Consider the following 21422-nt stretch of genomic DNA (forward strand, 5'->3'; position numbering starts at 1 on the left):
AGAAACGGCTCTCTTCTTCACTAAACCCTAACCCCTAAACCCTAAACCCTTCACTCTCGATCGCGGAGGGCGCGGTTTTTCAGCTCGAGGTAGTAGCTGACGAGGTCGCGTTCGCGGTGGCCGCGCGACAGAAGGCGGAGCACGCGGCCGAAGGGCCACACGCGCGTCTTGGCTGGCACGACCATGGCCCAGTAGCCGATTTCGGTGGGGGCGATGTCGACCCATTCGGCTTCCAAGGTGCGTGCGAGGATCTCGCTCAGGAATGCGCCGTGGCGGCGTACGAAGAGGTGCTCTTCGCGGGTGCGGATGGTGCCGTCGGGGAAGCGGTCCTGAAGGATCGCTTGGATCTGCTCGATGCTCTCCACCGTGGTGCGAAGTTGGATCTGGTGCTTCTCGCGGTACTCGCGCCCGAGGCGGCGGGCCATGTGCGTGAAGAGGATGCGCGCTTCGAGCGACGTCTTGGGCAGCTCGCCCTCGAGCGGTGCGATCTGGCCGTGAAGGCCTGGCGGGAGGCTCAGGGTTTCGGCCAATTCGGGCGGCGCCGGCGTGAGGCGTGGAAGACGCTGCGGGCGCAGGCCCTGTGCGATCGGCGGGACCGGCGGCGGATCGCTCTGGTACGCCGGCATCGACGCGCCACGCATGGTGCCGGCGGGCGACGACGGCGAGCGCGTGGGACCGCTCGGGGTCGGGCGGTTGTCGAGGCTCGGCTCCGGGCCCGAAGGCGTCTGCCGCGTATCGGCCGCGGTGGGCAGCCTGCGCTGCGTGACCAGCGCCAGGGGCGTGGACGCCGACGCTTCCATCTTCTCGGTCTGATCCGGGTTCGGCCGGGGCGGAGGCGGAACCTCGGGCGAGGCGTGTCCTTCCACCGTGATCACCGGTGCGACGGGGACCATCGGCTCCGTTTCCGCAGCGATGACGTTGATCGAAGGGGGCCGCGGCGGTGCGGCCGCCGAGTTCCACACGCGCGTGCGGCGTGAGCGGTCCGGCGGAGCCTCCGAATACACCGAGGGCACCGAGATGGGCGGCGGCGGTGGTCGCGACAGGGCGGTGGGCCGCGGCACGGTGAGGCGCGAGGGCTTGCGCGGCAGCGCCAATGCGAAACGCGACGACGGCCGCTCCTTGGCAGCGGCGATGCGCTGCGAGGCGCGCGTCTTGTTCGCGATGTGCAGCGATGGAAGGCTATGCCCATCGTCCCATCCGCGATCGAGTGGCGACATCACCGCCTCGGAACGATCGACGCGGTCGTTGCCGTGGTAGCTCGTTCGGCTCGACGACGGCGACGACGCCAAAATGTCGTCGGCGCGCTCGCGGGTGGTGCGCGTGGACTGGGTGCTCAGCAGCACCGCGCGCGCGAACGGAACCGCGCGATCCGGCTCGCCTGCCGCAAGCCATGCCTGCGCCGCCAAAAGTGACAGCTCGGGGAAGGCTTGCGTCGCGCAGAGCGACTCGACCCTCTCGGCGATCATTCGCGGTGGCTCGGCTCCGAGCAGCAGCGCGGCGCGGGATCGGAGGTACACCGTGACGGGTCTCTTGCCGCGCGATTTTTCGAGCTGCTCGATGCGCACGAGCGCGCCCGTCAAAGCGGCATGATCCCCTTTGCCTAGACCAAGTTCGATGGCCCAGGCTTCGGGTTCGGACAGAGGTCCGGCGGAAGGAGGCGGCGGGAGTGTCAACGAATGTTGGATGCGCGAAAAGCCATCGTGCGAAAGCCCTTTTTCAAGGAAAGCCTCCAAAAGATCGTCGACGCGTCGGATTGGCGCTTCCGCTCCCTCGTCGAATGGGTCGCCGGCGAGGCTGCGCAACGCATGAATCAACGCGCGAATCTCCCGCGAAGTCGTGCCTTTGCCGACGTCCGCGTTCGCACCGACGAGCAGCACCTCCGCATCCGCCGGCGCGCGGCGCAGAAGGCTCGCGAGCGCAATCGACTGCATCGTCACCGGCGCATGCGCCAGCCCGAGGCTCTCCGCAATGGCGCACAAATCCAGTACGAGTCCTTCGTAGCCCGCGCCATCGCCATGAAAGACATGACCATCGAAAAGTTCCGCGGGGCCTAGCTCGAGGAGCACCTGCCGCGCGGCGGCTCCGCGTGCGAAACGATGCGCCGTCCAGCGCAGCGCCGCCGTGGCCTCGTCGACGGCCATTTCCGTGACGCCCGCAGCTTCGAGCCGGGCCAGGGCGGCTCCGGCGGTCGTGCGATATCCACCTTCATCGGCCTCGGAACGGACGAACAGCGCACACTCCGCTGGAGGCGATTCGGCGTCGGACCGAAGCACGGTGCGACCGGCTATCTCGAGTGCGCAAAGAGACATCGTTTCTAGTGCAGTATAACCATCAGAATTGTGGATCTTTGTAGGAGAGCGCGCCTATAACCCTCGTAGGACCCTCATGAGAAATCGCTCTCTGGTAGCTCCACATGTCACGGCAAAACGAGTGTTTCTGGCTGCGCTGATCACGTCGGCCACGCTCGGGTCGTTCGCGCTCCTCGGCGCTGGTTGCGGCGGCAAAAAGCCCCCGAAGCCCGCGGAGCCGGCCCTCATCGACACCAGCGCCGATGCCGGCTTCGATGCGGAACCGGAAGACGCGGGCCCTCCGGCCCCCAAATCGCTTTTCGAGCGCCTCGGCGGCAAAGACGGCATCGACAAGCTGGTCGAGTCGCTCGTCCAGAACGTGACGGCGGACGGCAAGCTCAAGAAATCGTTCTCGAAGGTCAAAGGGGAGAAACTCAATAACTTCAAGACGAGCCTCTCCGAACAAATTTGCGAGATCTCGGGTGGTCCCTGCAAGTACCAAGGCAAGGACATGAAGTCCGCCCACGAGAGTATCAGCATCAACGATGCGCAGTGGGATGCCTTCGTTCAGGATTTCAGCGCGGCCCTGGATGAGAACAAGATCGAGGAAAACGAGAAGAACGAGCTGATGGCGCTCTTTGCTCCGCTTCGGGCCGACATCGTCGGGCCGAAGAAGAAGAAGTAGCCGATCGCACGAATGAAAGCCGCCGCCGACGCCATTCTCCGTCCCGAGCAAGCCGCCTATCTGGAGGCCCTCGAGCCCCCGCGCGATGCGCTGTTGGTGAAAATGGAGGCGCGTGCCGCCGAACGAGGTTACCCGGTGAGCGATCCCGAGGTGGCCTCGTTCCTCGCGGTCACGGCACAGGCGCGGCGGCCGCGTCTCGTGGTGGAGTTGGGGACCAACATCGGGTACGGCGCCATCGTGCTCGCCCGCGCGGCGGGGCCCGAGGCGAAGGTGCTCACGTTCGAGCTTTCGCACGATCTCTGCGAGACGGCGCGCGAGTTCATCGCCGAGGCCGGCCTTCAAGATCGCATCACGGTGCTCCAGGGCGCGGCGTTGCACGAGCTCGAGAAGCTCGAGGAGCCGATCGATCTCGCGTACATCGATTGCGTGAAAGAGGAGTATCCGCGCTACCTCGACCTGCTGGTCCCGCGCCTGGCACCCGACGGCGTCGTGGTGGCCGACAACGTGCTCTGGGGCGGTCATGTGGCGCGCTCCTCGGTGCCCGACGCGCAGCGCGCCCCGACGGAGGCGCTGCGTGCGTTCAACCTCGCGCTGGTGCAGCATCCGTCGCTTCGCGCGGTCATTCTGCCCTTGGGCGACGGCGTCGCGTACGCGGTGAAGCAGGGATGAGGGGTTAGGGGTTAGGGGAGCAACCGACGAGGTTCTTGCGGTACTCGGCGGGCGTTTGCCCCGTCCAGCGTTTGAAGACTTTGAAGAACGTGGTGGCGTCGCGGTAGCCGAGGCGAAAGGCGATCTCCGTGACCGTGAGCTGCTGATCGCTCAAGTAGGTGCAGGCCGATTCGCGCCGGGCGGCCTCGAGGAGGTCTTTGTACCGGACCCCTTCGTCCGAGAGCCTGCGCCGCAGGGTGCTCGGGGTGGTGGCCAGGCGGCGTGCGATGCGATCCATGGCCGGTGCGCCGCTGCGCAGTTCCTCGGAGACGACGCGGCGGACCTCGTCGCAGAGGCTCTCGCGGCGCAAGCCCGCGAGCATCGACTCGGCTTGCTGGCCGAGCAGATTCGCGAGCACGGGATCGGCGCTGTTGGGGCGGCGCTCGAGGAGCTCGGGGAACATGAGCAGCCCGTAATCGGGGGCGGAGAATCGAACGGGGGTGGCGAGCAGCTCTTCGTAGACGCGGGTGTCACGCGGTGCGGGCGTGCGCAGCCACACCTCCTTCGAGGGCAGCTTGGTGCCGAAGAGCATGCGGCTCGCACGCGAGACGATGCCCAGCACGTACTCGGTGACGATGCCGCGCACCGGCTCGGGCCAACTCATGTCCAGCCGCCAAAACGCATACGCGCCCGCCGGCTCGAGGCGAAAGGCGAACGAGTCGTCGATGAGCCGCGCGTAGCGGTTGGTCACCTCGATGGCATCGCGCACGGTGGCACTCGCGCGCGCGGCGTATTCGAGGATGGCGAATGTCTCGCCCTTCACGAACGACGAAAAGCGAAGGCCGAGCCCCGCCTCGTCCGTGCCCGCGCGAATCGAGAGATACATGGCCATCGCGCGCGCATGCGGAATGCGCGCATGGCCATTGCGCAGCTCCTCGATGCTGGTTTTGCCGCTGGCGAGGATGCGATCCGGATCGTGTCCGCGGGCGCGGAGGTAATCGATGACGGGCCAAAAGGCCGCCGCAGCGATGGTCGGTTCGCGCTCCTTTGCGACGGACATCACCGGAAAGAGTAACGCTGCCACTCGGCACTTTCACGGATTTGGTCGATTCCCCCTCAAAGGGAGGGCGCGGCTCACGACGCGATGCGTCGCGTACTCTCGACCACCGTCCGGTGGACCCGCAACCGCGCTCAAAAGATTGGCGCTTCCAACCAGGCCCCGTGTCTGCCGTCGAACGCGGGCGTCCGTTCGTTACAGCTTCTTTTTGGGAGCGAACACGGTGGGAAAGGGAGACGGGCCATGAAGAGACTTTTCCTCGGCGCGGGGCTGGCTGCGGCATTCATCGGGTGTTCGGCCGATGCGCCTCGAGAAGCGATCCACGAGCAGGACGCGATCGAGCTCGGCGCGCAGGCCGCCGATCCTCTGGTCGTGTCGACCTCCCGCGGGCAGGTTCGCGGCAAGATCGACAAGGGGGTTCCGGCCTTCCTGGGCATCCCCTTTGCGAAGCCGCCGGTGGGCGAGCGTCGTTTCCGTGCGCCGGAGCCGCTCGATCGAAACTGGGAGGGCGTGCGCGATGCGACGCACTACGGCAGCGCGTGCCTGCAGCTTCTGCCGCAGAAGTCGACCTTGGGCGGTGAGGATTGCCTCTACCTCAACGTGTTCACACCCCCCAATGCTGCTTCCGCCTCCGGGAACAAGAAGCGGGTCATGTTCTGGCTCTTCGGCGGCGGCTTCACCGCGGGCGCCGGCGATCAAGACCTCATCTTCAACGGCACCGGGAATCTGTACCACGGTGCAACCTTCGCGCTGGAGCAGGACACCGTCGTCGTCACGATGAACTACCGCGTGGGCGAGCTGGGATTCACGGCCCACCCCGCGTTGTCCGCCGAGGATCCGCACGGCTCCTCTGGCAACTACGGCATTTTGGATCAAATTGCCGCGCTGCAATGGGTGCACGACAACATTGCGAACTTCGGTGGCGATCCCAATCAGGTGACCATCTTCGGCGAGTCGGCGGGTGCGCTCAGCGTCGGGCTGCTTCTCGTGTCGCCGTTGGCCAGCGGCCTGTTCTCGGCGGCCATCATGGAGAGCGGCGGCATCGGCGTGGCTCCCCGCGAGCACCGCTACAACCAGGGGAAGGACGTGGTCACGCGCGAGCTCTGCGCGCGGGCGAAGGATGTCCCGGCTTGTCTGCGCTCACGTCCGGCGACGGACTTTTTGAATCCCATTGGCAATGGGCTGCTCCTCACCGACTTGTTCGTGAATTTGATTCACGAAGGCCACATGTGGTGGCTCTGGTACGGTCCAAACGTCGACAACTACGTCTTCACCGGTGATCCGTATACGACGATGCGCGAGGGACGGCACAACAAGGTGCCGCTCATCGTCGGGCACAATGCGCAGGAGGCGGCGCTCGTTCCGCTTTTGGGGACCGATCTCGCTTCGTACGAAATAGCGATTGGCGCCGTGGGCGGGCCTTTTGCGTCGGATATCAAAAAGATGTATCCGTATTTCAATCCATTTCCGAATGGCCGACAGGCGGTCATCGAGGCGGGGACGGACGTCATCTTCGCCTGCGACGAGCGGCGCGTGGCACGCAATGCGCTCAAAGGTGGAACGCCGGCCGTGTACCGCTACGTTTGGACCCACGGCTACCGTCCGCCGCACGTTCTCTCGACGCTCGAAGGCGCATTCCACGCCGCTGAATTCCCGTTCATCTGGAATACGACGGACGCGTTCCTCTATCCGCAAACATCGGTCGAGCAGCTTCTCGGCACGCGGGCACGTACGTATTGGACCCACCTCGTAGGCGGCAATCCCAACGTGGCGGGTTTGCCAGAGTGGCCGAAATACGATTTGAAAGACGAAAAGACCATCGTGCTCGATACCACCGTTTCGACGGTGAACAATCCGCGCGGTGCGAATTGCGACTACTTCGACAAGGCGCTCAATCAATACTAACTAAGTGAGGCGTGCGATGTTCGATGCGAATGCGATCGCCAAGAACCCGGCGACACCGCTCGCCCTGGGCAAGGACGGCTGCAAGACGTTGCCGGCGATGTTTCTCCAGCGCGTCTTGCGCACGCCGAAGCGGTTGGCCTGGAAGCGGAAGTCGGGCCAGCGTTGGATCGAGTCCAACTGGAGCGAGTTTTACGAATCCGCCGCCGCCGTCGCCACCTGGCTCATGGACGCGGGGCTCACGTTGGGCGACAAGATCACCATCGTCGGCAGCACCCGACCCGAATGGTGCATTGCCGACATGGGCGGGCTGCTTGCCGGTGCGGTGACGGTCGGCGCGTATCCGACGCTGTCCGTGCCGCAACTCGGGCACATTCTCGGGCACTCGGATAGCCGTTTCGTGTTCGTCGAGGATGCGGAGCAGCTCGAAAAGGTGCTCGCCTTGCTGCCAGACCTGCCCAACGTCGAGGCGGTGCTGGTTTGGGAGACGCGCGGATTGGAAGCCGTGTTTGCCGCGCACCCCAAGGTGCGGCCCTTCACCGAGGCGTTGGTCACCGCGGTGGACGTGGTGGGCGTGCAGCTGCGCGCATCGCAGGTCGACGAGAAGAACACCGCCATCATCGTGTACACGAGCGGCACGACGGGACCGCCCAAGGGGGCGATGCTTTCGCACCACAACATCATGACCTTGCTTCGGGGGGTCGGCTTCATCCCCCTCGAGCAGGACGATGTCTGCCTGAGTTTTCTGCCCATGGCCCACGCGGCCGAGCGCATCGTCGCCCATTACGTCCGCATCAATTGCGGGACGGGCACGGCGTACGCGACGAGCGCTTCATCGGTCATCCAGGAACTGCGCGAAGTGCAGCCGACCCACTTCGGCAGCGTGCCGCGCATCTTCGAGAAGGCCTACGCGCGCATTCAGAACGAGCTGACCAAGGCACCGCCGCTCAAGCAGGGCATCTTCCGTTGGGCCGAAGGTGTGGCCCAGCATGCGGTGCACCATTGGCAAGAAGGAAAGCGCGTGCCGCTGGCGCTGCGCGTTCAATACGAAGTGGCCGATCGCTTGGTGTATTCCAAGTTGCGCGCACACTTCGGCGGCAACGTGCGGTTCCTTCTCACGGGGGCGGCGCCCACGCCCAAGAAGATCATCGAGTTCTTCTGGGGGATCGGCTTTCCCGTGTTCGAGGTGTACGGCATGACCGAGGCCACGGCGATCACGCACATGAACCGGCCCGGGGCGGTTCGCCTCGGATCGGTGGGGAAGGTGGTCGACTTCTGCGAGGAGAAGCTCGCGGAGGACGGCGAAATCCTTGTTCGCGGCGATGTCGTCTTCCAGGGCTACTACAAGGACCCGCAGGCGACGGCGGAGATGATCGATGCCGAGGGGTGGCTTCATACCGGTGACATCGGCAAGCACGACGAGGATGGTTACCTCTACATCGTCGACCGGAAGAAGCACCTCATCATCACCGCGGGCGGGAAGAACCTGACGCCGAGCAACATCGAGAACGAGATCAAATCCGAGGATGCGCTCATCAGCCAGGTGCACGCCCACGGCGATCGTCGGGCGTACGTCACGGCACTCGTTTCGATCAGCCCGATGGAGGGCATCGATTGGGCGGTGAAGAAAGGGTTCGTCGAACGGCCCGACGTGTCGAACCGCATGAAGCAGGCGCTGATGGAGAATCCCTTGTCCCAGCCCGAGGGCCTGGACGCGCTCATGAAGCGTCTCGCGTTGGAGGCGGACGTTCGCCAGCGCATCGCCGAGGCCGTTCGCCGCGGGAATCAGAAGCTCTCGCGCGTCGAGCAGGTCAAACGCGTCTACATCATGGACCGCGAGTTTTCGCTCGAGAATGACGAGATCACGCCCACGCTGAAGATCAAGCGAAAGAACGTCGAGAAGGCGTTCGGCGCCGTGTTCGATCAGCTGTACGCGGATCCGTCGTTCGGGATCACCGTCGAAGCCAACGCCGAGCGGTGATAGCCTCGTCGCACTTTGACTTTCCGCGAAAAAGGACGCTTCATTCACGTCGAGGTCGAGGAGCACGAGGTGCTGCCCGATGGTTGCAGCATGCGCTTCCACGGGACGGGGGAACCGTTCACCGTGGAGCGCGTGCGGTACGAGTCGGAGGACGGGCGCGACGGCATTTGGCTCGTGCATGCGGAGCATGCGGACGGGACGCGGGGGGCCGCGATGGGCAGCACCGTGGAAGACTCCAGCGCGGGTTCGTCGACGTTGGTCTACGGCGGCGCGCACGGGCTGCGACTCGTCCACGTCGATGGCGGGGACGAGATCGCCGAGCCGTACCTGTTGCTCGCGCCGAGCGCGCTCGTCTAGGAGAGGGCGCGATTTTACACGAGCAGGGGAGGGGAGGGCGAACGGGTGCGTGATCGCGCGCTCCGCGCAACCTCGGACGTTCTTCTTCTGGTCTTCTCTGCCAGATTAAAAATGAGGGTAGAAGAGTTCCGGTGGATGCGAGCAGTTGTGTGCTGCTTCCCCAACGAGGTTTCTGGCCACCGGTCCACGCCCGCAGCGTTTCCCGTCACCGCTCTACGTGTGGGTCCCGCTGGCGAGGCTCCCGTAGGAGTGGCTCCTCGCTATCAGCGGGCACGTGGAGGGCTGTTGCCTCCCGCTCGTACCTTGTGGCAACCCATCATCTTGATCTGCGGCCTTGCGAGCGCGCTGTCCGGAGCAACGCGCACCAAGGCCCGCCCCAACGCATTGCCAATTGCGGGCCAATGCCTTCCATCGACAAATGCGCTCGTCCGCACCTCGAGGTCCCCGTCCGGGACGAATTTGCTCCTGTCCGGGACAGGCGCCGTGCAGGCAGGCGTGATCTTCGCCTTTACTGACGTACGAACTTGAACGGGATGTTCACCGTCGAGGTGCCGCCCGTGGCGGGGAACGTCCAGCTGCGCACGGACGTCTCGATGCACTTGGCGATGGCGGGATCGTTGCCGTCGGCGTTCGCGCTGGTCACTTGACCCTGGCCGTTCACGACGATGCGCACGCCGACGTTGACCGACGACACCTGGCCGGTGCTGCCGCGCTCCCAGCAATTGCGGCGGACGCCGAGCGAGTGCTGGTTCAGCACGGCGCGGATCTGATCCTCCGTCAGCGAACCTCCGCCGCCCGAAGCGCTTCCGCTGTTGCCGGAGCCGCTGCTTGGGCCGCTGCCGCTGCCCTTGAGCAGGTCGCTCAAGTCCGCGGTCTTGGTGCCGTTGGACGACGCCGACGCGGCCGGCTTCGGGGTGCCGGCGGCCACCTTCGGGCCCGTCGACGTGCCCTTGTCCGCCGAGGCGCTGGCCGCAGGTGACTCTGCGGGCAGCTCGATTTCCGCCGAGGCGGCGGGCGGTGGTGTGCTCGCCACGGGCGGGGTCGACGAGGCCGCGGCGACTGGTGGTGGGGCCGCGGGGGCTTGTGCCGGCTGCCGGAAGATCACGATGGCGGCGGTGATGCCGAATGCACCGGCCAGCGCGACCATGGCCAGTGGGATCCACGGGACGCCCTTCTTCTGCGGGGGCGGCTCCGTCGCCAGAATGGGCGGGCCCAACGAAACCGAGGAGCGATCGCCCGTGTTGACGTTGCTCGCGAAGTTGGGTGCCGGGCCCGGTGAACTCGCACCCGCCGCAAACGGCGAGATGACGCTTCCAGATGCGGGCGAAATCTGCACGCTGAGCGGCGGCCGTGACGTCCCCGCGGGCGGACCTGCACGGAACGGATCCTCTTGCGCTTTGGGGCCGCCCACCATCGGTGCGGCGAACGGATCGACGACCTCGGGCGGAACGGGCGTCTGAATCGTCTGCGAGGGCTGCTGCAGCGCCTGCGTGGCGACCTCGGTTGCCTCGGGATCTTCCAGTTTTTCCGCGGCTGCGTTGCGCGGGGCGAACGGCAGCACGTTGCTGCGCGCCGGGCGGAAAGTGTCTCCACCCGGACCTGCAGGTGGCCGGTTCAGCGCGACGGCGCCGCGTGGAACGTAGGCGCCCTTGCCGGGCGGAGGCGGGGTGCTCTGACGGACGTCGCCGGTGACGGCGAGGGGAGGGCGTCCGCTCTGCGCGGCCTCGCGCACGAGTGCGAGCAACTCGGAGTACGCCTTGACGGGGCGCCACTCCTCCATGCCTTCTTGCCACACGAGCGAATCTTCGGTGACGGCACCGAGCGAGGCTTTGCGGCGCAATTCTGCGATGCGCACCGGCCCGACGGGCACGCCGTTGATGGCGACGTACCACTCTTTGAGGCCGGTGATGTCGCGCAGCGCGGGGTCGTCCTTGACGATGCTCTTTTGAAACGCGCCCGCGAGGGCTCCCGATCCCGGACCCACGTTGGGCGGGGGAGCGACGACGGTGGCCTCACCGACGTTCTGGGCGGGCGTAGGCGGCGGTGTGATCAGCGAGCGCGGCGCAAGGGGCTTGCGCGCGGATAGGCTGGTCGCGAGGCCCGTTCCCTTCGAGTTCGTCCCATGGTTTTCACCGGCGGCCGGCGGGCGCGGCGAGCCTGCGGGCCGGCTCGGGCTTGGCGGTGGCGTTCGCACGGGCGCGCCCGAGCCACCTGCGGATGCAGCGGAAGTGGAAGCAGCATGCGCACCCGAGCCCGCCGCCGAGCCTTCTGCAGCGGCACGGGCTTGGAGTTCTTTGGGCATGCCGCGCGATACACTCGTCTCGGTGACTTCTGCGCGCACTTCAATCATATGGCCGCACTTGCGGCATTTCATTCGCACAGTTTTGCCGGCGACCTTGTCGTCGGAAATCTGGTACTTGGCCTTGCACTGCTCGCAGAGAAACTTCACGTAAAGGTCCGTGGAGGATACTTATCCTGGGTTGAGAGTGCGAGCGGTTCCGTCAGCGCGGTGGCAGCAGCAGCAACCCCAACATCTCGCGTGACGTCAAGCGACCTCATTAAAGAAGCGTCATCAAGCGTTCCTTCACCTGCGCCCGCGTTTCGGAGTCGGGAGCTACTTGGATGCAACGTTCCCATACCTCGACGGCCTTGTGACGAAAACCTGCCTTTTCGTAGAGCACTGCGAGGTTCTTGAGGGCTGCAAAGTTCCTTGGGTGCAGTTCGATGGCGCGCTCGAGCTCGTGGATGCCTTCGTAGATGGCGCCCTTTTTCCCGTACAGCAGCGCCAGGTGGAAGTGTAACCGATACGCGAGCGGATCGATCTCGATACCTCGCCTGAGAAAACCGATGGCCTCGTCGACGTGGCCCGCGCGGTAGGCCGTCACGCCTTGTTCGAGCAATTTTTCCGCGTCGGCGCTCATGACGTCCACATCGCGCTCCGGGTGCTCGGAACGTCGTGTATCGCGCTCGGTGAGTGCGTGTGCCACTGCATCGACCACTTCTTGGATGCGGAAAGGTTTCTCGATGTAGGCGGCGATGCCGTAGTTGTCCTTGAGGTCCTGTGCGATGCGCCAGCCGCGGTAGACGGCGCTCACCATGACGATGGGGATCGTGCCGTACTTTTCGCTGCCGCGAATGCGGCGGGCGATGTCGAAGCCGTGCAGCTCGGGGAGCATGGCGTCGAGCACGATGAGGTCTGGCACTTGTTCTTTGACCATGCGAAGGGCGAGAAGGCCCCTGTCGGCTTCGATGACGCGATAGCCTCGTTCCTGCAGTACGCGGCGAAGCATGCGACGGATCTCTTCTTCGTCGTCGACGACGAGGATGGTCTTTCCCGGTCGAGCCACGGTCGGCGGTCCCGCTGCGTCCTCCGGCGACATCGGTAGGATGCCGGCGGGCGGGGGCGCTTCGTCGACGCGCGAGACCTCGGGGCTCATCAGGCCGAACTCCATGGTCGACAGCTGCGCATTCGAGGAAACGCGCTGCATGGCATCGTCGACCACCACCGGAGGCGCCTCGTCGGCGGCCACGACATCGGGCTCCGTGGAGGGCGGCGGGCCTCCGACCCCGCTTCCCGAGCCCTCCCGCATCGTTCGAGGAAGGGCGATGCCGCGCGGGGCCGTCGTCCGCGCGCGGCTTGGCAGCGGCGGCGGCGGCGCGGGCGGCACCGGGATCGCCGGGGCGATGCCCAGCCGAACCAAGGTCTCGCGCGGCACGCGCGGGCCCAGGTAATAGGTTTCCCCCGCTTCTTTCGCCGTGTATGCGGCCGCTATCGTGCGCCGCAGCGGCTGGGCGAGGGCGACATAGGCGTAGACCTTCTTGCCCGTGACGAACTCCAGCTCGTCGATGGCGCGCTTGTCGGACGGATTCGCGGTGGCCACGAAGAGGCGCTCGCCACGAAGGAGCACGGGTAAGATGAGCTGCGTTTCGGCGTGGGCCTGCGGAATGACCGCAATGTGCTCGAGCAGGATCGCGAGCTGCCGCAGCTCGATGCCCGGCACGCCGAACTGCTCGGAGAGGGCACGCAGCGCGTCTTCCTCGCGCACGATCCCTCGCTCGACCAGAAACGAGGCCAGTGGAATGCGATGTGTGCCTGCTTGCCTCTGCTCTCGGAGTGACTGTGAAAGAACATCCGACGAGATGAGCTTGCGTGCGACAAGGATGCTCCCCAACGGCTTCTTCTCCTCGTTCGCCATCGAGAAGAATCGTACACCAATATTGCGGGCGTTGCGGGTGTTGAGGCTACGCTCCGGCTTCCATCAGCTCGATCGAGCGCTTCTTGAACGCGGCGTACGTTCCGGTCTCGATGGCCCGGCGCGCGCCCGCCACGAGTTGACCGTAGTAGTGCAGGTTGTGCAGCGTCAGCACACGCAGGGCGAGAATTTCCCCGCACATGTAGAGATGGCGCAGGTACGCGCGGCTGAAACCAGCGCGGCAGCCCGAGCACCCGCACTCCGGGTCGATGGGCTGCGGGTCCTTCGCGTAGCGCGCGTTCTTGATGATGAGCCGCCCGAAGCGGGTGAGGGCCTGACCGTTGCGCGCGTTGCGGGTGGGAAGCACGCAGTCGAACATGTCGACCCCGTGCTCGATGCCCACGAGCAAGTCGAGCGGCGTGCCGACGCCCATGAGGTAGCGCGGCCTTTCTGGATCGAGGTACCACGCGACCTCGGCCAAGGTTTCGTGCATGCGCGGGATCGGTTCGCCGACGGAGAAGCCTCCGAGTGCGAGGCCATCGAACCCCGGATCGAGCGCCGCGAGCTGGTCGGCGTGGGCCTTTCGCAGATCGGGAAAGCACGAGCCCTGCACGATTCCGAAGAGGGCCTGCCCCTCGGGCCGCGGGGCGGCGAGCGCACGCTTCGCCCATCGGGTGGTGCGTGCGACGGCTTCTTCCACGACGGAGCGCTCCGAGTCGCCGGGCGGGCAGACGTCGAGCTGCATCTGGATGTCCGCGCCGATGAGGCCCTGGATGCGCACGGCTTCTTCCGGCGACAGGTGGGCTTTCTTGCCATCGAGGTGCGAGCGAAAGGTGAAGCCGTCCTCGGTGAGCTTGGTGAGCTTCGAAAGCGAGAAGGCCTGAAAGCCGCCCGAGTCGGTGAGCATGGCGTGCGGCCAGCGCGAGAAGCCGTGCAGCCCGCCCAATTCGGCGACGGTCTCCGGGCCCGGGCGCATCCACAGGTGGTACGTGTTGCCGAGCACGATGCGCGCGCCCGTCGACGACACCTCGTCGGGGGTGAGCGTCTTCACGCTGCCTTGCGTGCCCACGGGCATGAACGTGGGAAGGTCGACGTCACCGTGCGGCGTGGTGAGCACGCTCCGGCGTGCGTGACCATCCTGCGCGAGCACGCGAAAGGCGAACCCCGAAGCGCGCGGCTTCATGTTGCACGGGTCAGGAGCATGGCGTCTCCGTAGGAAAAGAAGCGGTAGTCTTCGCGCACGGCGTGGCGGTAGGCGGCGAGCACGCGTTCATATCCACCGAAGGCGCAGACCAGCGCAAGCAGTGTCGAGCGCGGCAGGTGAAAATTCGTGACCAGCATGTCCACCACGCGAAACTGGTACCCAGGCTGAATCAAGAGCCGCGTTTCGCCGTGCGTGGGCACGACGTACCCATCGCGGTCCGGGCTCGCGGCGCTTTCCAAGGCGCGCACCACCGTCGTGCCGATGGCCACCACGGGCTTACCGCGCTCGCGCGCACGGGCGATGGCGCTGCCCGTGGTGCGGGAGATCTCGAACACCTCCGAGTGCATGGGATGCTGATCGAGATCGTCCACCTGCACGGGCTGGAACGTGCCCAGGCCCACGTGCAACGTGACACTGGCGAGCTCACAGCCCCGCACGGCGAGGCGTCCGAGCAGTGCACGCGACAGGTGCAGTCCCGCGGTCGGCGCAGCGAGCGCGCCCGGCACGCGCGCGAAGACGGTTTGATACCGCTCCTGATCGAGCGCCTCGTCGCTGCGCTTGATGTACGGCGGCAGCGGCACGTGTCCTTCGGCCTCGATCGCGCTGCGGATGGGGGCGGGCGCCATCGTGCTCACGCCCACCTCGAGCAGGCCGTCTTCGCCGCGGCCGAGGAGGCGGATGATCACGTTGCCCGCGATGACGTCCGATCCGAAGCGCAGGGGCTTCGATGCCTTGCCGAGCGCGAGCCACACCTCGGCCTCGCGCGGATCGCCGCCGGGGATTTCCAAGGTGCGCGCCTCGACGAAGCGCACGAGGAAGATTTCCACTTTGCCGCCCGTGTCGGCCTTTACGCCGAGCAGGCGTGCGGGGATGACGCGCGTGTCGTTCACCACGACGAGCGCGCCCTCGGGGATCAGCTCCGCGAGTTCGGCAACGCCGTGATTCTCGAGCGCATCGCTGTCGGGCGGCACCACGAGCAATCGCGCTTGCTCGCGTTCCGGAGTGGGATACTGAGCAATGCGATCCGGCGGAAGGTCGTAATCAAAAGCTTCGATACGCAAGGCGGGCGGACATTAACACTACTGACTTGGATCTCACCATCCGGTCTTGAACTTTGCGTGCAATCGAACTGTGCAGCCGGACGAAGGTGGCAATGAGCCGACGATCGCCATTGCGTTTGACGACCTTCGTTCAGCAATGGGGCAGGGCGCCGGCCTCGCCGGGATTGTTCCGCTGCCGCTGCTTGGCTTCCGCGAGAGTTTCGATTCGAGCCGTCGCCGCGGATGGTGCGTTCGCCTTATCCGCGTAATCGGTCAGTGGCTTGCGACTTTGCGGAACTGGCGGGCGCTCTCCGGACCGGACGCGAGCTTGGCGCGCAGGAAGTCGGCGAGCTCGTCGAGGCGGTACGGCTTGGGGACGAATCCGACGACCCCGCAGTCGGCGCGGACCAGTTGCCGTTCGCTGAGATGGTAGGCGCTGGTCAGCACCAGGAGCATTTTCGGGTAGAGGCGCGACAGCCGCCGTGCGAGCTCGATGCCGTTGATGCCCGGCAGCATCAAATCCAAGATGGCGACGTCGGCGGCCGAGAGAGCGAGCGAGGCGAGGGCCGATTCGGCGTCGAGCACGGTGGTGACTTCGAAGCCTTCGAGGCGGAGACCTAGCGCAAGAGCGCGTCCTTGATTGACCTCGTCATCGACGACAAGAACTTTTGCACTCAAGAACACCTCTCATCCTTCTCTATCGAATGCTGCTGAATCCGGGCACGTGGTCCGGAGGTGCGCCGCTTGCGGCGCCCGACTTTCAACGCAGGGTGCGCCGCTTGCGGCGCCCGACTTTCAACGCAGGGTGCGCCGCTTGCGACGACCGATTTTCAACGCAGCGGAGGTCGCTGATGGACTCGCGCGGTGCAAATTTAGTGCCGGCGGTAACCTGCACAAAAATTGCCAAAAAGACTACGTTTCAGTGTGCAAGCGTGAAATGCGGTCGCAAAAATGAAACCCGTGCGAAGGCCGAGTGCGCTTTATTTCGTATCGAAAACGATGCCCAGACGGGTCATCTTGCGCCAGAGCGTCGTGGGTGAGATCGCCAAGAGCTCCGCCGCCTTCTCGCGGTTGCCGTCGCTCTCGCGCAGGGCACCTTCGATGGCCGTGCGCTCGGCCGTGTCGACGACATCCGCCAAGGCTCGGCCGCCGTGGTTCGAACCGGAGCGGGCTTCCTCACCGATGGGCGGGGGCAGAACGTCATCTGCCGTGATGGTGCCGCTCTGCACGAGCGCCACCGCCTGCTCGATCATGTGCTCCAGCTCGCGGATGTTGCCCGGGAAGTCGTAGTGGGCCAGCGCATCGAGCACGCCGTCATGAAGGCGCGCGCGCACGCCCATCTTCTTGTTGAACTTCTCGAGGAAGTGCATCAGCAGCTCGGGCACGTCCTCGCGTCGCTCGCGCAGGGCAGGGAGCTGAAAGCGCGCCACGTTCAGGCGGTAGTAGAGATCTTGCCGGAAGCGCTTCTCTTGCACGGCGCGCAAGAGATCCTGATTCGTCGCGGCGATGATGCGCACGTCGACGCGGATCGGTTTGTTCTCACCGACGCGTCGCACTTCGTTCTCCTGGATGACGCGCAGGAGCTTCGCCTGGAACGACAGCGGTGTCTCTGCGATTTCGTCGAAGAAAAACGTGCCGCCGTGCGCCTCTTCGAAGAGGCCTTTGCGTGCGCTCACCGCGCCCGTGAACGAACCGCGCGCGTGACCGAACAACTCGCTCTCGAGCAAGGTCTCGGTGATGGCCGCACAGTTGACCGGTACGAACATGCGATCGCACCGGCGTGAGTTCGCGTGGATGGCTTTGGCGACGAGCTCCTTGCCGGTGCCGCTCTCGCCGGTGATGAGGACGATGGCGTCCGTCGGGGCGATGCGCACGATGCGGCCGAGCAGATCGCGGATGGCGCCCGAACGCCCGACGATGTTCTCGAAGCGGTAGCGATCTTTGAACTCGCTGGCCAGGAACGCGACCTCGCCGGCGAGGCGGCGGTTCTCGAGGGCCTTGTCGACCTTCACCAGGAGCTCCTGCTCCGTGAAGGGCTTTTGGATGTAGTCGAAGGCGCCCAGCCGCATCGCTTCCACGGCGCTCTCGATGGTGCCGTAAGCGGTCATCACGATGACTTCGGTCATCGGCTGCGCTTCTTTGATGGCGCCGAGCACCTCCATGCCGTCTTTCGTGCCCATACGCAGGTCGGTGAGCACCAGATCGAATGCGCCCGTGGCTCCCCGCTCGGCGCCTTCGTCGCCGTCGGCAGCCTCGTCTACTTCGTATCCCGCCCCCTTGAGCATCATTGCCAGGGTGGTGCGCATGTTGCGCTGATCATCGACGATCAGAATCTTCGGCATGGTCAAAGGCAGTCTAGTACGTGGCTGGCTGGATGGATCTCGTCTAATTGTCAGGTGCGCCCGCCCGGATCCAGCTGGCGATGCGCTTCATGTCGACCTCGTCGAAAGCGCACACAGGAGCCTTCGGCATGATGCCGCCGCCTGTGCTCTTTCGAAGTACGACGTAGAGAGGCGAGTGTTCGGGCGCCGTCTGTTCGGTCTCCGCAACGAGCCCCGCATCTCGAAGGTGCTGATAACACGTATCTTTTCCGTCGGGTTCGTTTTCGGGAGGGCAAACGAAGCCGTTGCTGCCGAGCGAGCCCGGTTGATCGCTCGATCCGTGGCATCGTCCGTTGCCGGCGCAACCACCGGGACCGACACGTCCGAAGTAGTCTTGGTAGAGCTCCGTGAACGTGAAGCCAGTGCCGCGCGCGCCCGCGCCCACGCAGAGTGGAACGGCGCCCGAGTCGCCATCCGCTGCGCCCGCATCGCCGGCATCGGGAGAGGGGGGCCGCATTTTTTGCGGGCTTTCCTCGGACCTTCCGCCGCACGCGAGGAGGACCCAACCTGCGACGACCGCCAAAACGAACGGGCGCATCCGCGGCTAATACTAGCCCAAGCGGCGGCGCCCGTGCCCGGTTCCTGAAGTGCTGTTAATAGACGATGCCCATGAAGAGGCGGATGGTGTGGGCGCTGGAGGTGCTCCAGTCGGAGATGCCCGGCGTGTTCGCGCTGGTGATGTTCGGCAGGTAGTTCAGACCGCCGAGTGGGAAGAAGACGCCGTACTGCAGCATGGCGAAGAAGCCACCCAACTTGTCCGGATCGTCGTTCAACGCGCCGTCCTTCGCCTGGTAATAGAGGCTCAAGTTGAGCTCGAGGCCGAGGTCGCGGTTATGACCCGGGGACTGCACGAATTCGCTCGCGCGGCTCCAGATGACCGCCGCGTTGCCTCCGAACTTCTGCCCGCCGGGGCTGCGAAGGAAGTCGTACTCCACCGAGGGGCGGAAGTAGTACGCGCCCTCGACCCGCGACAGGATGCGGCGGAAGAAGATGAGGTCGACGTTGTACGCAGGGTTCATGCGGAACGTCGAGACGGGGCCGTTGCCGCTGTTGAAGGCGTTCGGCCCGGTCTGGGGCTGCAAGCTGTCTTGCCAAGGATCGCCGCTCGCCCAACCGAAGCCGAGGTTCAATCGGAGCTTGTCCTCGATCGCCTTGAACTCGGTCTGGGTGGTCAAACCGTATTGGCGAACCTTGGTGTCGCTCGCGTTGTTGCCGGCGGCGTTCGGCGCGCGCTCGATGTTGCCCCAGACGCTCGCGAACTCCGCCTCGAAGCGGAACTTCTTGAAGAGGATCTGCACCCATGCGTCGGGGATGAATATCTGCGCATTGCGACGCTCCAGCCCATTGTTGGTGCCGCTGTTTGCGCCGCTGCCGAACGTCCACGGTGTCTCCGTGACGCCGTTGTTGCCGGCCAGGTCCAAGTACTGGCTACGGTAAACGGCATAGAGACCGCCGTTGATGACGACTTGGTTGCGGGACAGCTGCAGGCGCTGCAACTCGGGGTTCGTCCGGCGCGCGACGAAGAGCGACCACTGATTGACGTTGGTCAGGTTGCCCGTGTTGTACGGCTGGCCGCCGTAGACGCTGTACGCGTTGGCGTTGGTGGGGCCGCTGGAGACGAAGTCCCACGAGCCACCGAAGTACAGATCGAGCGCCTTGATGCCCGACGTGAACATGATGCGGTCGATCGTGCTGTGGTAGTCGGCGTCGATGTTGTCGCCGGAGTTCCACATCATGCCGAGGCCCCAGTGGTGCGGCATGCGGCCGAAACGGATCTGGCCGACGGGGGTCATGTATTCACCCCACGCGCGCTTGACGTCGATCGAGTTGCGCCAGCCGTTCACGCCGGCCGTGGGTGGTCCTTGCGTGTTGGAGAAAAGGGCGATGGGCGCATACGGGTTGCCGCCGCTCCGGACGTACCCGTTGCTACCGGAGCCCGGCTGCATGGCATAGGCGTCGGGCGTGGAGCCCAACACCAGGTTATCGAGCATGTCGATCTGCGCCATGATCCGCAGGTTGTCCGAGATGTGCAGCTCGGGGTTGATGCGGAAGCGCATGTTCGCCGTGGCTTGCGTCTTGTCCTGGCAGCTCTCCGCGACATTCGGGTTCGAGCCGCACAGGCCCAGGCTTACCGCATTGGCGTTGCCTCCGACGGGAACGAACGAATTGTCGATCGGCTGCGGCCACAAGGCGTTGTTCGCGCCGTCGTGGCGGCCCAGGGCGAAGTTGTGAAATAGCTCGCCGCGCGTGCGAAAGTAGCCGTGCAACTCGAGCACGGGGCGGATGCGGCTAAACCAGTCTTCGCTGTAGACGTCTTGCGAGCGGGAGCCCACGAGGCCATCGGCCACGGGGCGCTGCCTGCCCTGCGCTTCGAGCTCGCGTTGGTCGGCGGCCGGGTCGACGCTGCCTGCTGCGGGGGGCGAAGGCGTGGACGGGGCGGCGTCGTCCTGCGGGTTGGGCAGGAGACTTCCACGCGGGGGCGGCGAGGAAGACGGCGGCGGTGCGGGCGACCCTTTGCTGTCCGTGGCTTTGTCGTCGCTCTGTGCGTGTGCGGTGCTCGCCGTGGAGGCGAAGACGCCCATGAGAGCGAAAGGAAAAGCCAAAGAGAAGACTCTAGATCGCGGGGTGCGCGCGTGACCAAGCATCGTAGGAGGGCCTTGTAACACGGCTACTTCCACGAAGTGCGCAGGAAAACGGCTACCAGTCTTCCGCGAGGAACGCCTCGATCTCCGAGCGCAGGTCCACGAGTGTTTGTCGCATCTTGGTTTCGCTCGAGCCTCCGTCGCGTTCGCCGTGACGGGGCGGTTCCTCGATCTCCGAGCGCTCTTCGGATTCGCGTGCTTCCGGCTCGTCCCCGGCGTTGCGTAGCCTCTTTTTCGCGCCGGCGATGGTGAAGCCCTCTTTGTAAAGGAGGTCGCGCACCCGAAGGAGGTTTTCGAGATCTCGGCGGGAATAAACTCGCTGCCCCTTTGTGCTCTTGGTGGGGCGAATCATTCGAAACTCGCGCTCCCAATAGCGAAGCACGTGTGGCTCTACCCCGACGATGGAGGCCACTTCGCCGATTCGGAAATAGAGCTTCGACGGATCGATCTTCTCGAGATCGGCCCAGGGGGCGCCCACGCCGTTACTCGTTGGTGGCGCTCGGGCTCGGGGTCACGCTGGCGGGCGCGGGACCCGCTGCCGGAGCTGCAGGGGATGGAGCTGCAGAGGCCGCGAGCTCCCCCGTGGCGAGACCGTTCGACAAGCGTCCTCCCGAGCTGCTGCCCGCCGAGGTGTCTCCGGTCCCAGGTCCCGACTGCGGGACCGCTCCTGACGGCGGGATGCCGGTGTCGAGGCGCCCGGGCACCCCGGAGGGTGAGGGGCGCGCGGAATGGTTTCCCGGCGTGTTTGCGTTTGCGGCTCCGGTTGGGCTGGCGTTCAGCACTTGCTTCAGGATCTGGCTCGCCTTGAAGGTGAGGACCCGTCGCTCGCTGATCTTGATGGGATCTCCCGTTTGCGGATTGCGGCCGGGCCGTTGCCTCTTGTCGCGTAGGACAAAATTGCCAAAGCCGCTGATTTTGATCTTCTCGCCGCGCCCGAGGGTCTCCTTCATCATCTCGAAGACAAGGTCGACGACATCCGCCGACTCCTTCTTGGAGAATCCGCCTATCGCATACACCGCCTGGACGATCTCAGCCTTCGTCATG

General features: G+C 65.4%; 16 protein-coding genes and 1 pseudogene. 5 read left to right on the top strand and 12 right to left on the bottom strand.

Going from position 1 to position 21422, the window contains the following annotated elements; translation table 11 throughout:
• Nucleotides 1-50: 50 nt before the first annotated feature.
• Complete coding sequence (locus LVJ94_13245; protein ID WXB08196.1) at nucleotides 51-2273, bottom strand: hypothetical protein; 2223 nt, start codon at nucleotides 2271-2273, stop codon at nucleotides 51-53.
• 112 nt (nucleotides 2274-2385) lie between these two features.
• Between LVJ94_13245 and LVJ94_13250 the strand changes: the two genes are divergently transcribed.
• Together LVJ94_13250 and LVJ94_13255 are read left to right on the top strand one after the other, a co-directional pair.
• A complete protein-coding gene (locus LVJ94_13250) occupies nucleotides 2386-2973 on the top strand; it encodes a group 1 truncated hemoglobin (protein ID WXB08197.1) in 588 nt (195 codons plus the stop codon).
• Nucleotides 2974-2985: 12 nt separating this feature from the next.
• Nucleotides 2986-3642 (top strand): O-methyltransferase, encoded by a 657-nt coding sequence (locus LVJ94_13255; protein WXB08198.1) that lies wholly within the window; start codon nucleotides 2986-2988, stop codon nucleotides 3640-3642.
• A gap of 4 nt (nucleotides 3643-3646) precedes the next feature.
• On the opposite strand, the gene LVJ94_13260 is transcribed toward LVJ94_13255, so the two are convergent.
• The gene (locus LVJ94_13260) at nucleotides 3647-4681 is read right to left on the bottom strand and encodes an AraC family transcriptional regulator ligand-binding domain-containing protein (GenBank protein WXB08199.1); all 1035 of its coding nucleotides are present in this window, start codon (nucleotides 4679-4681) and stop codon (nucleotides 3647-3649) included.
• A 240-nt stretch (nucleotides 4682-4921) separates the two neighbouring features.
• Here LVJ94_13260 and LVJ94_13265 point away from each other — a divergent pair, with 240 nt between their 5' ends.
• Genes LVJ94_13265 through LVJ94_13275 form a run of 3 tightly spaced genes read left to right on the top strand, consistent with a single transcriptional unit; the run spans nucleotide 4922 to nucleotide 8918 of the window.
• Nucleotides 4922-6583 carry a carboxylesterase family protein gene (locus tag LVJ94_13265; GenBank protein ID WXB08200.1) on the top strand — a complete coding sequence of 554 codons (1662 nt, stop codon included), beginning with the start codon at nucleotides 4922-4924 and terminating at the stop codon, nucleotides 6581-6583.
• Nucleotides 6584-6599: 16 nt separating this feature from the next.
• Nucleotides 6600-8561: a long-chain fatty acid--CoA ligase gene (locus LVJ94_13270; GenBank protein ID WXB08201.1), complete on the top strand. Its 1962-nt coding sequence runs from the start codon at nucleotides 6600-6602 to the stop codon at nucleotides 8559-8561.
• A 15-nt stretch (nucleotides 8562-8576) separates the two neighbouring features.
• On the top strand, nucleotides 8577-8918 hold the full coding sequence (locus tag LVJ94_13275; GenBank protein WXB08202.1) for a hypothetical protein: 342 nt from the start codon (nucleotides 8577-8579) through the stop codon (nucleotides 8916-8918).
• 508 nt (nucleotides 8919-9426) lie between these two features.
• Here the strand turns inward: LVJ94_13275 and LVJ94_13280 are convergent.
• From LVJ94_13280 to LVJ94_13325, 10 genes and pseudogenes are all read right to left on the bottom strand, one after another.
• The gene (locus LVJ94_13280) at nucleotides 9427-11367 is read right to left on the bottom strand and encodes a zinc-ribbon domain-containing protein (GenBank protein WXB08203.1); all 1941 of its coding nucleotides are present in this window, start codon (nucleotides 11365-11367) and stop codon (nucleotides 9427-9429) included.
• Between the two features lie 109 nt (nucleotides 11368-11476).
• Nucleotides 11477-13114 carry a response regulator gene (locus tag LVJ94_13285; protein WXB08204.1) on the bottom strand — a complete coding sequence of 546 codons (1638 nt, stop codon included), beginning with the start codon at nucleotides 13112-13114 and terminating at the stop codon, nucleotides 11477-11479.
• Nucleotides 13115-13160: 46 nt separating this feature from the next.
• Nucleotides 13161-14294: a tRNA guanosine(34) transglycosylase Tgt gene (gene tgt, locus LVJ94_13290; protein WXB08205.1), complete on the bottom strand. Its 1134-nt coding sequence runs from the start codon at nucleotides 14292-14294 to the stop codon at nucleotides 13161-13163.
• Nucleotides 14291-15376: a tRNA preQ1(34) S-adenosylmethionine ribosyltransferase-isomerase QueA gene (gene queA / locus LVJ94_13295; protein ID WXB08206.1), complete on the bottom strand. Its 1086-nt coding sequence runs from the start codon at nucleotides 15374-15376 to the stop codon at nucleotides 14291-14293. The genes tgt and queA overlap by 4 nt, the downstream gene beginning before the upstream one ends.
• A 252-nt stretch (nucleotides 15377-15628) precedes the next feature.
• Nucleotides 15629-16033: a response regulator gene (locus LVJ94_13300; GenBank protein ID WXB08207.1), complete on the bottom strand. Its 405-nt coding sequence runs from the start codon at nucleotides 16031-16033 to the stop codon at nucleotides 15629-15631.
• A gap of 302 nt (nucleotides 16034-16335) precedes the next feature.
• Nucleotides 16336-17697 carry a sigma-54 dependent transcriptional regulator gene (locus LVJ94_13305; protein WXB08208.1) on the bottom strand — a complete coding sequence of 454 codons (1362 nt, stop codon included), beginning with the start codon at nucleotides 17695-17697 and terminating at the stop codon, nucleotides 16336-16338.
• A 43-nt stretch (nucleotides 17698-17740) separates the two neighbouring features.
• On the bottom strand, nucleotides 17741-18274 hold the full coding sequence (locus tag LVJ94_13310) for a hypothetical protein (protein WXB08209.1): 534 nt from the start codon (nucleotides 18272-18274) through the stop codon (nucleotides 17741-17743).
• 55 nt (nucleotides 18275-18329) lie between these two features.
• The gene (locus LVJ94_13315) at nucleotides 18330-20339 is read right to left on the bottom strand and encodes a TIGR04551 family protein (protein WXB08210.1); all 2010 of its coding nucleotides are present in this window, start codon (nucleotides 20337-20339) and stop codon (nucleotides 18330-18332) included.
• A gap of 94 nt (nucleotides 20340-20433) precedes the next feature.
• A complete protein-coding gene (locus LVJ94_13320; GenBank protein WXB08211.1) occupies nucleotides 20434-20856 on the bottom strand; it encodes a MerR family transcriptional regulator in 423 nt (140 codons plus the stop codon).
• A 295-nt stretch (nucleotides 20857-21151) separates the two neighbouring features.
• Nucleotides 21152-21421: pseudogene (locus tag LVJ94_13325) on the bottom strand (integration host factor subunit alpha).
• Between the last annotated feature and the right edge of the window lies 1 nt (nucleotide 21422).

The sequence above is a fragment of the Sorangiineae bacterium MSr11367 genome (genome assembly GCA_037157805.1).
Classification (GTDB): domain Bacteria; phylum Myxococcota_A; class Polyangia; order Polyangiales; family Polyangiaceae; genus Pendulispora; species Pendulispora rubella.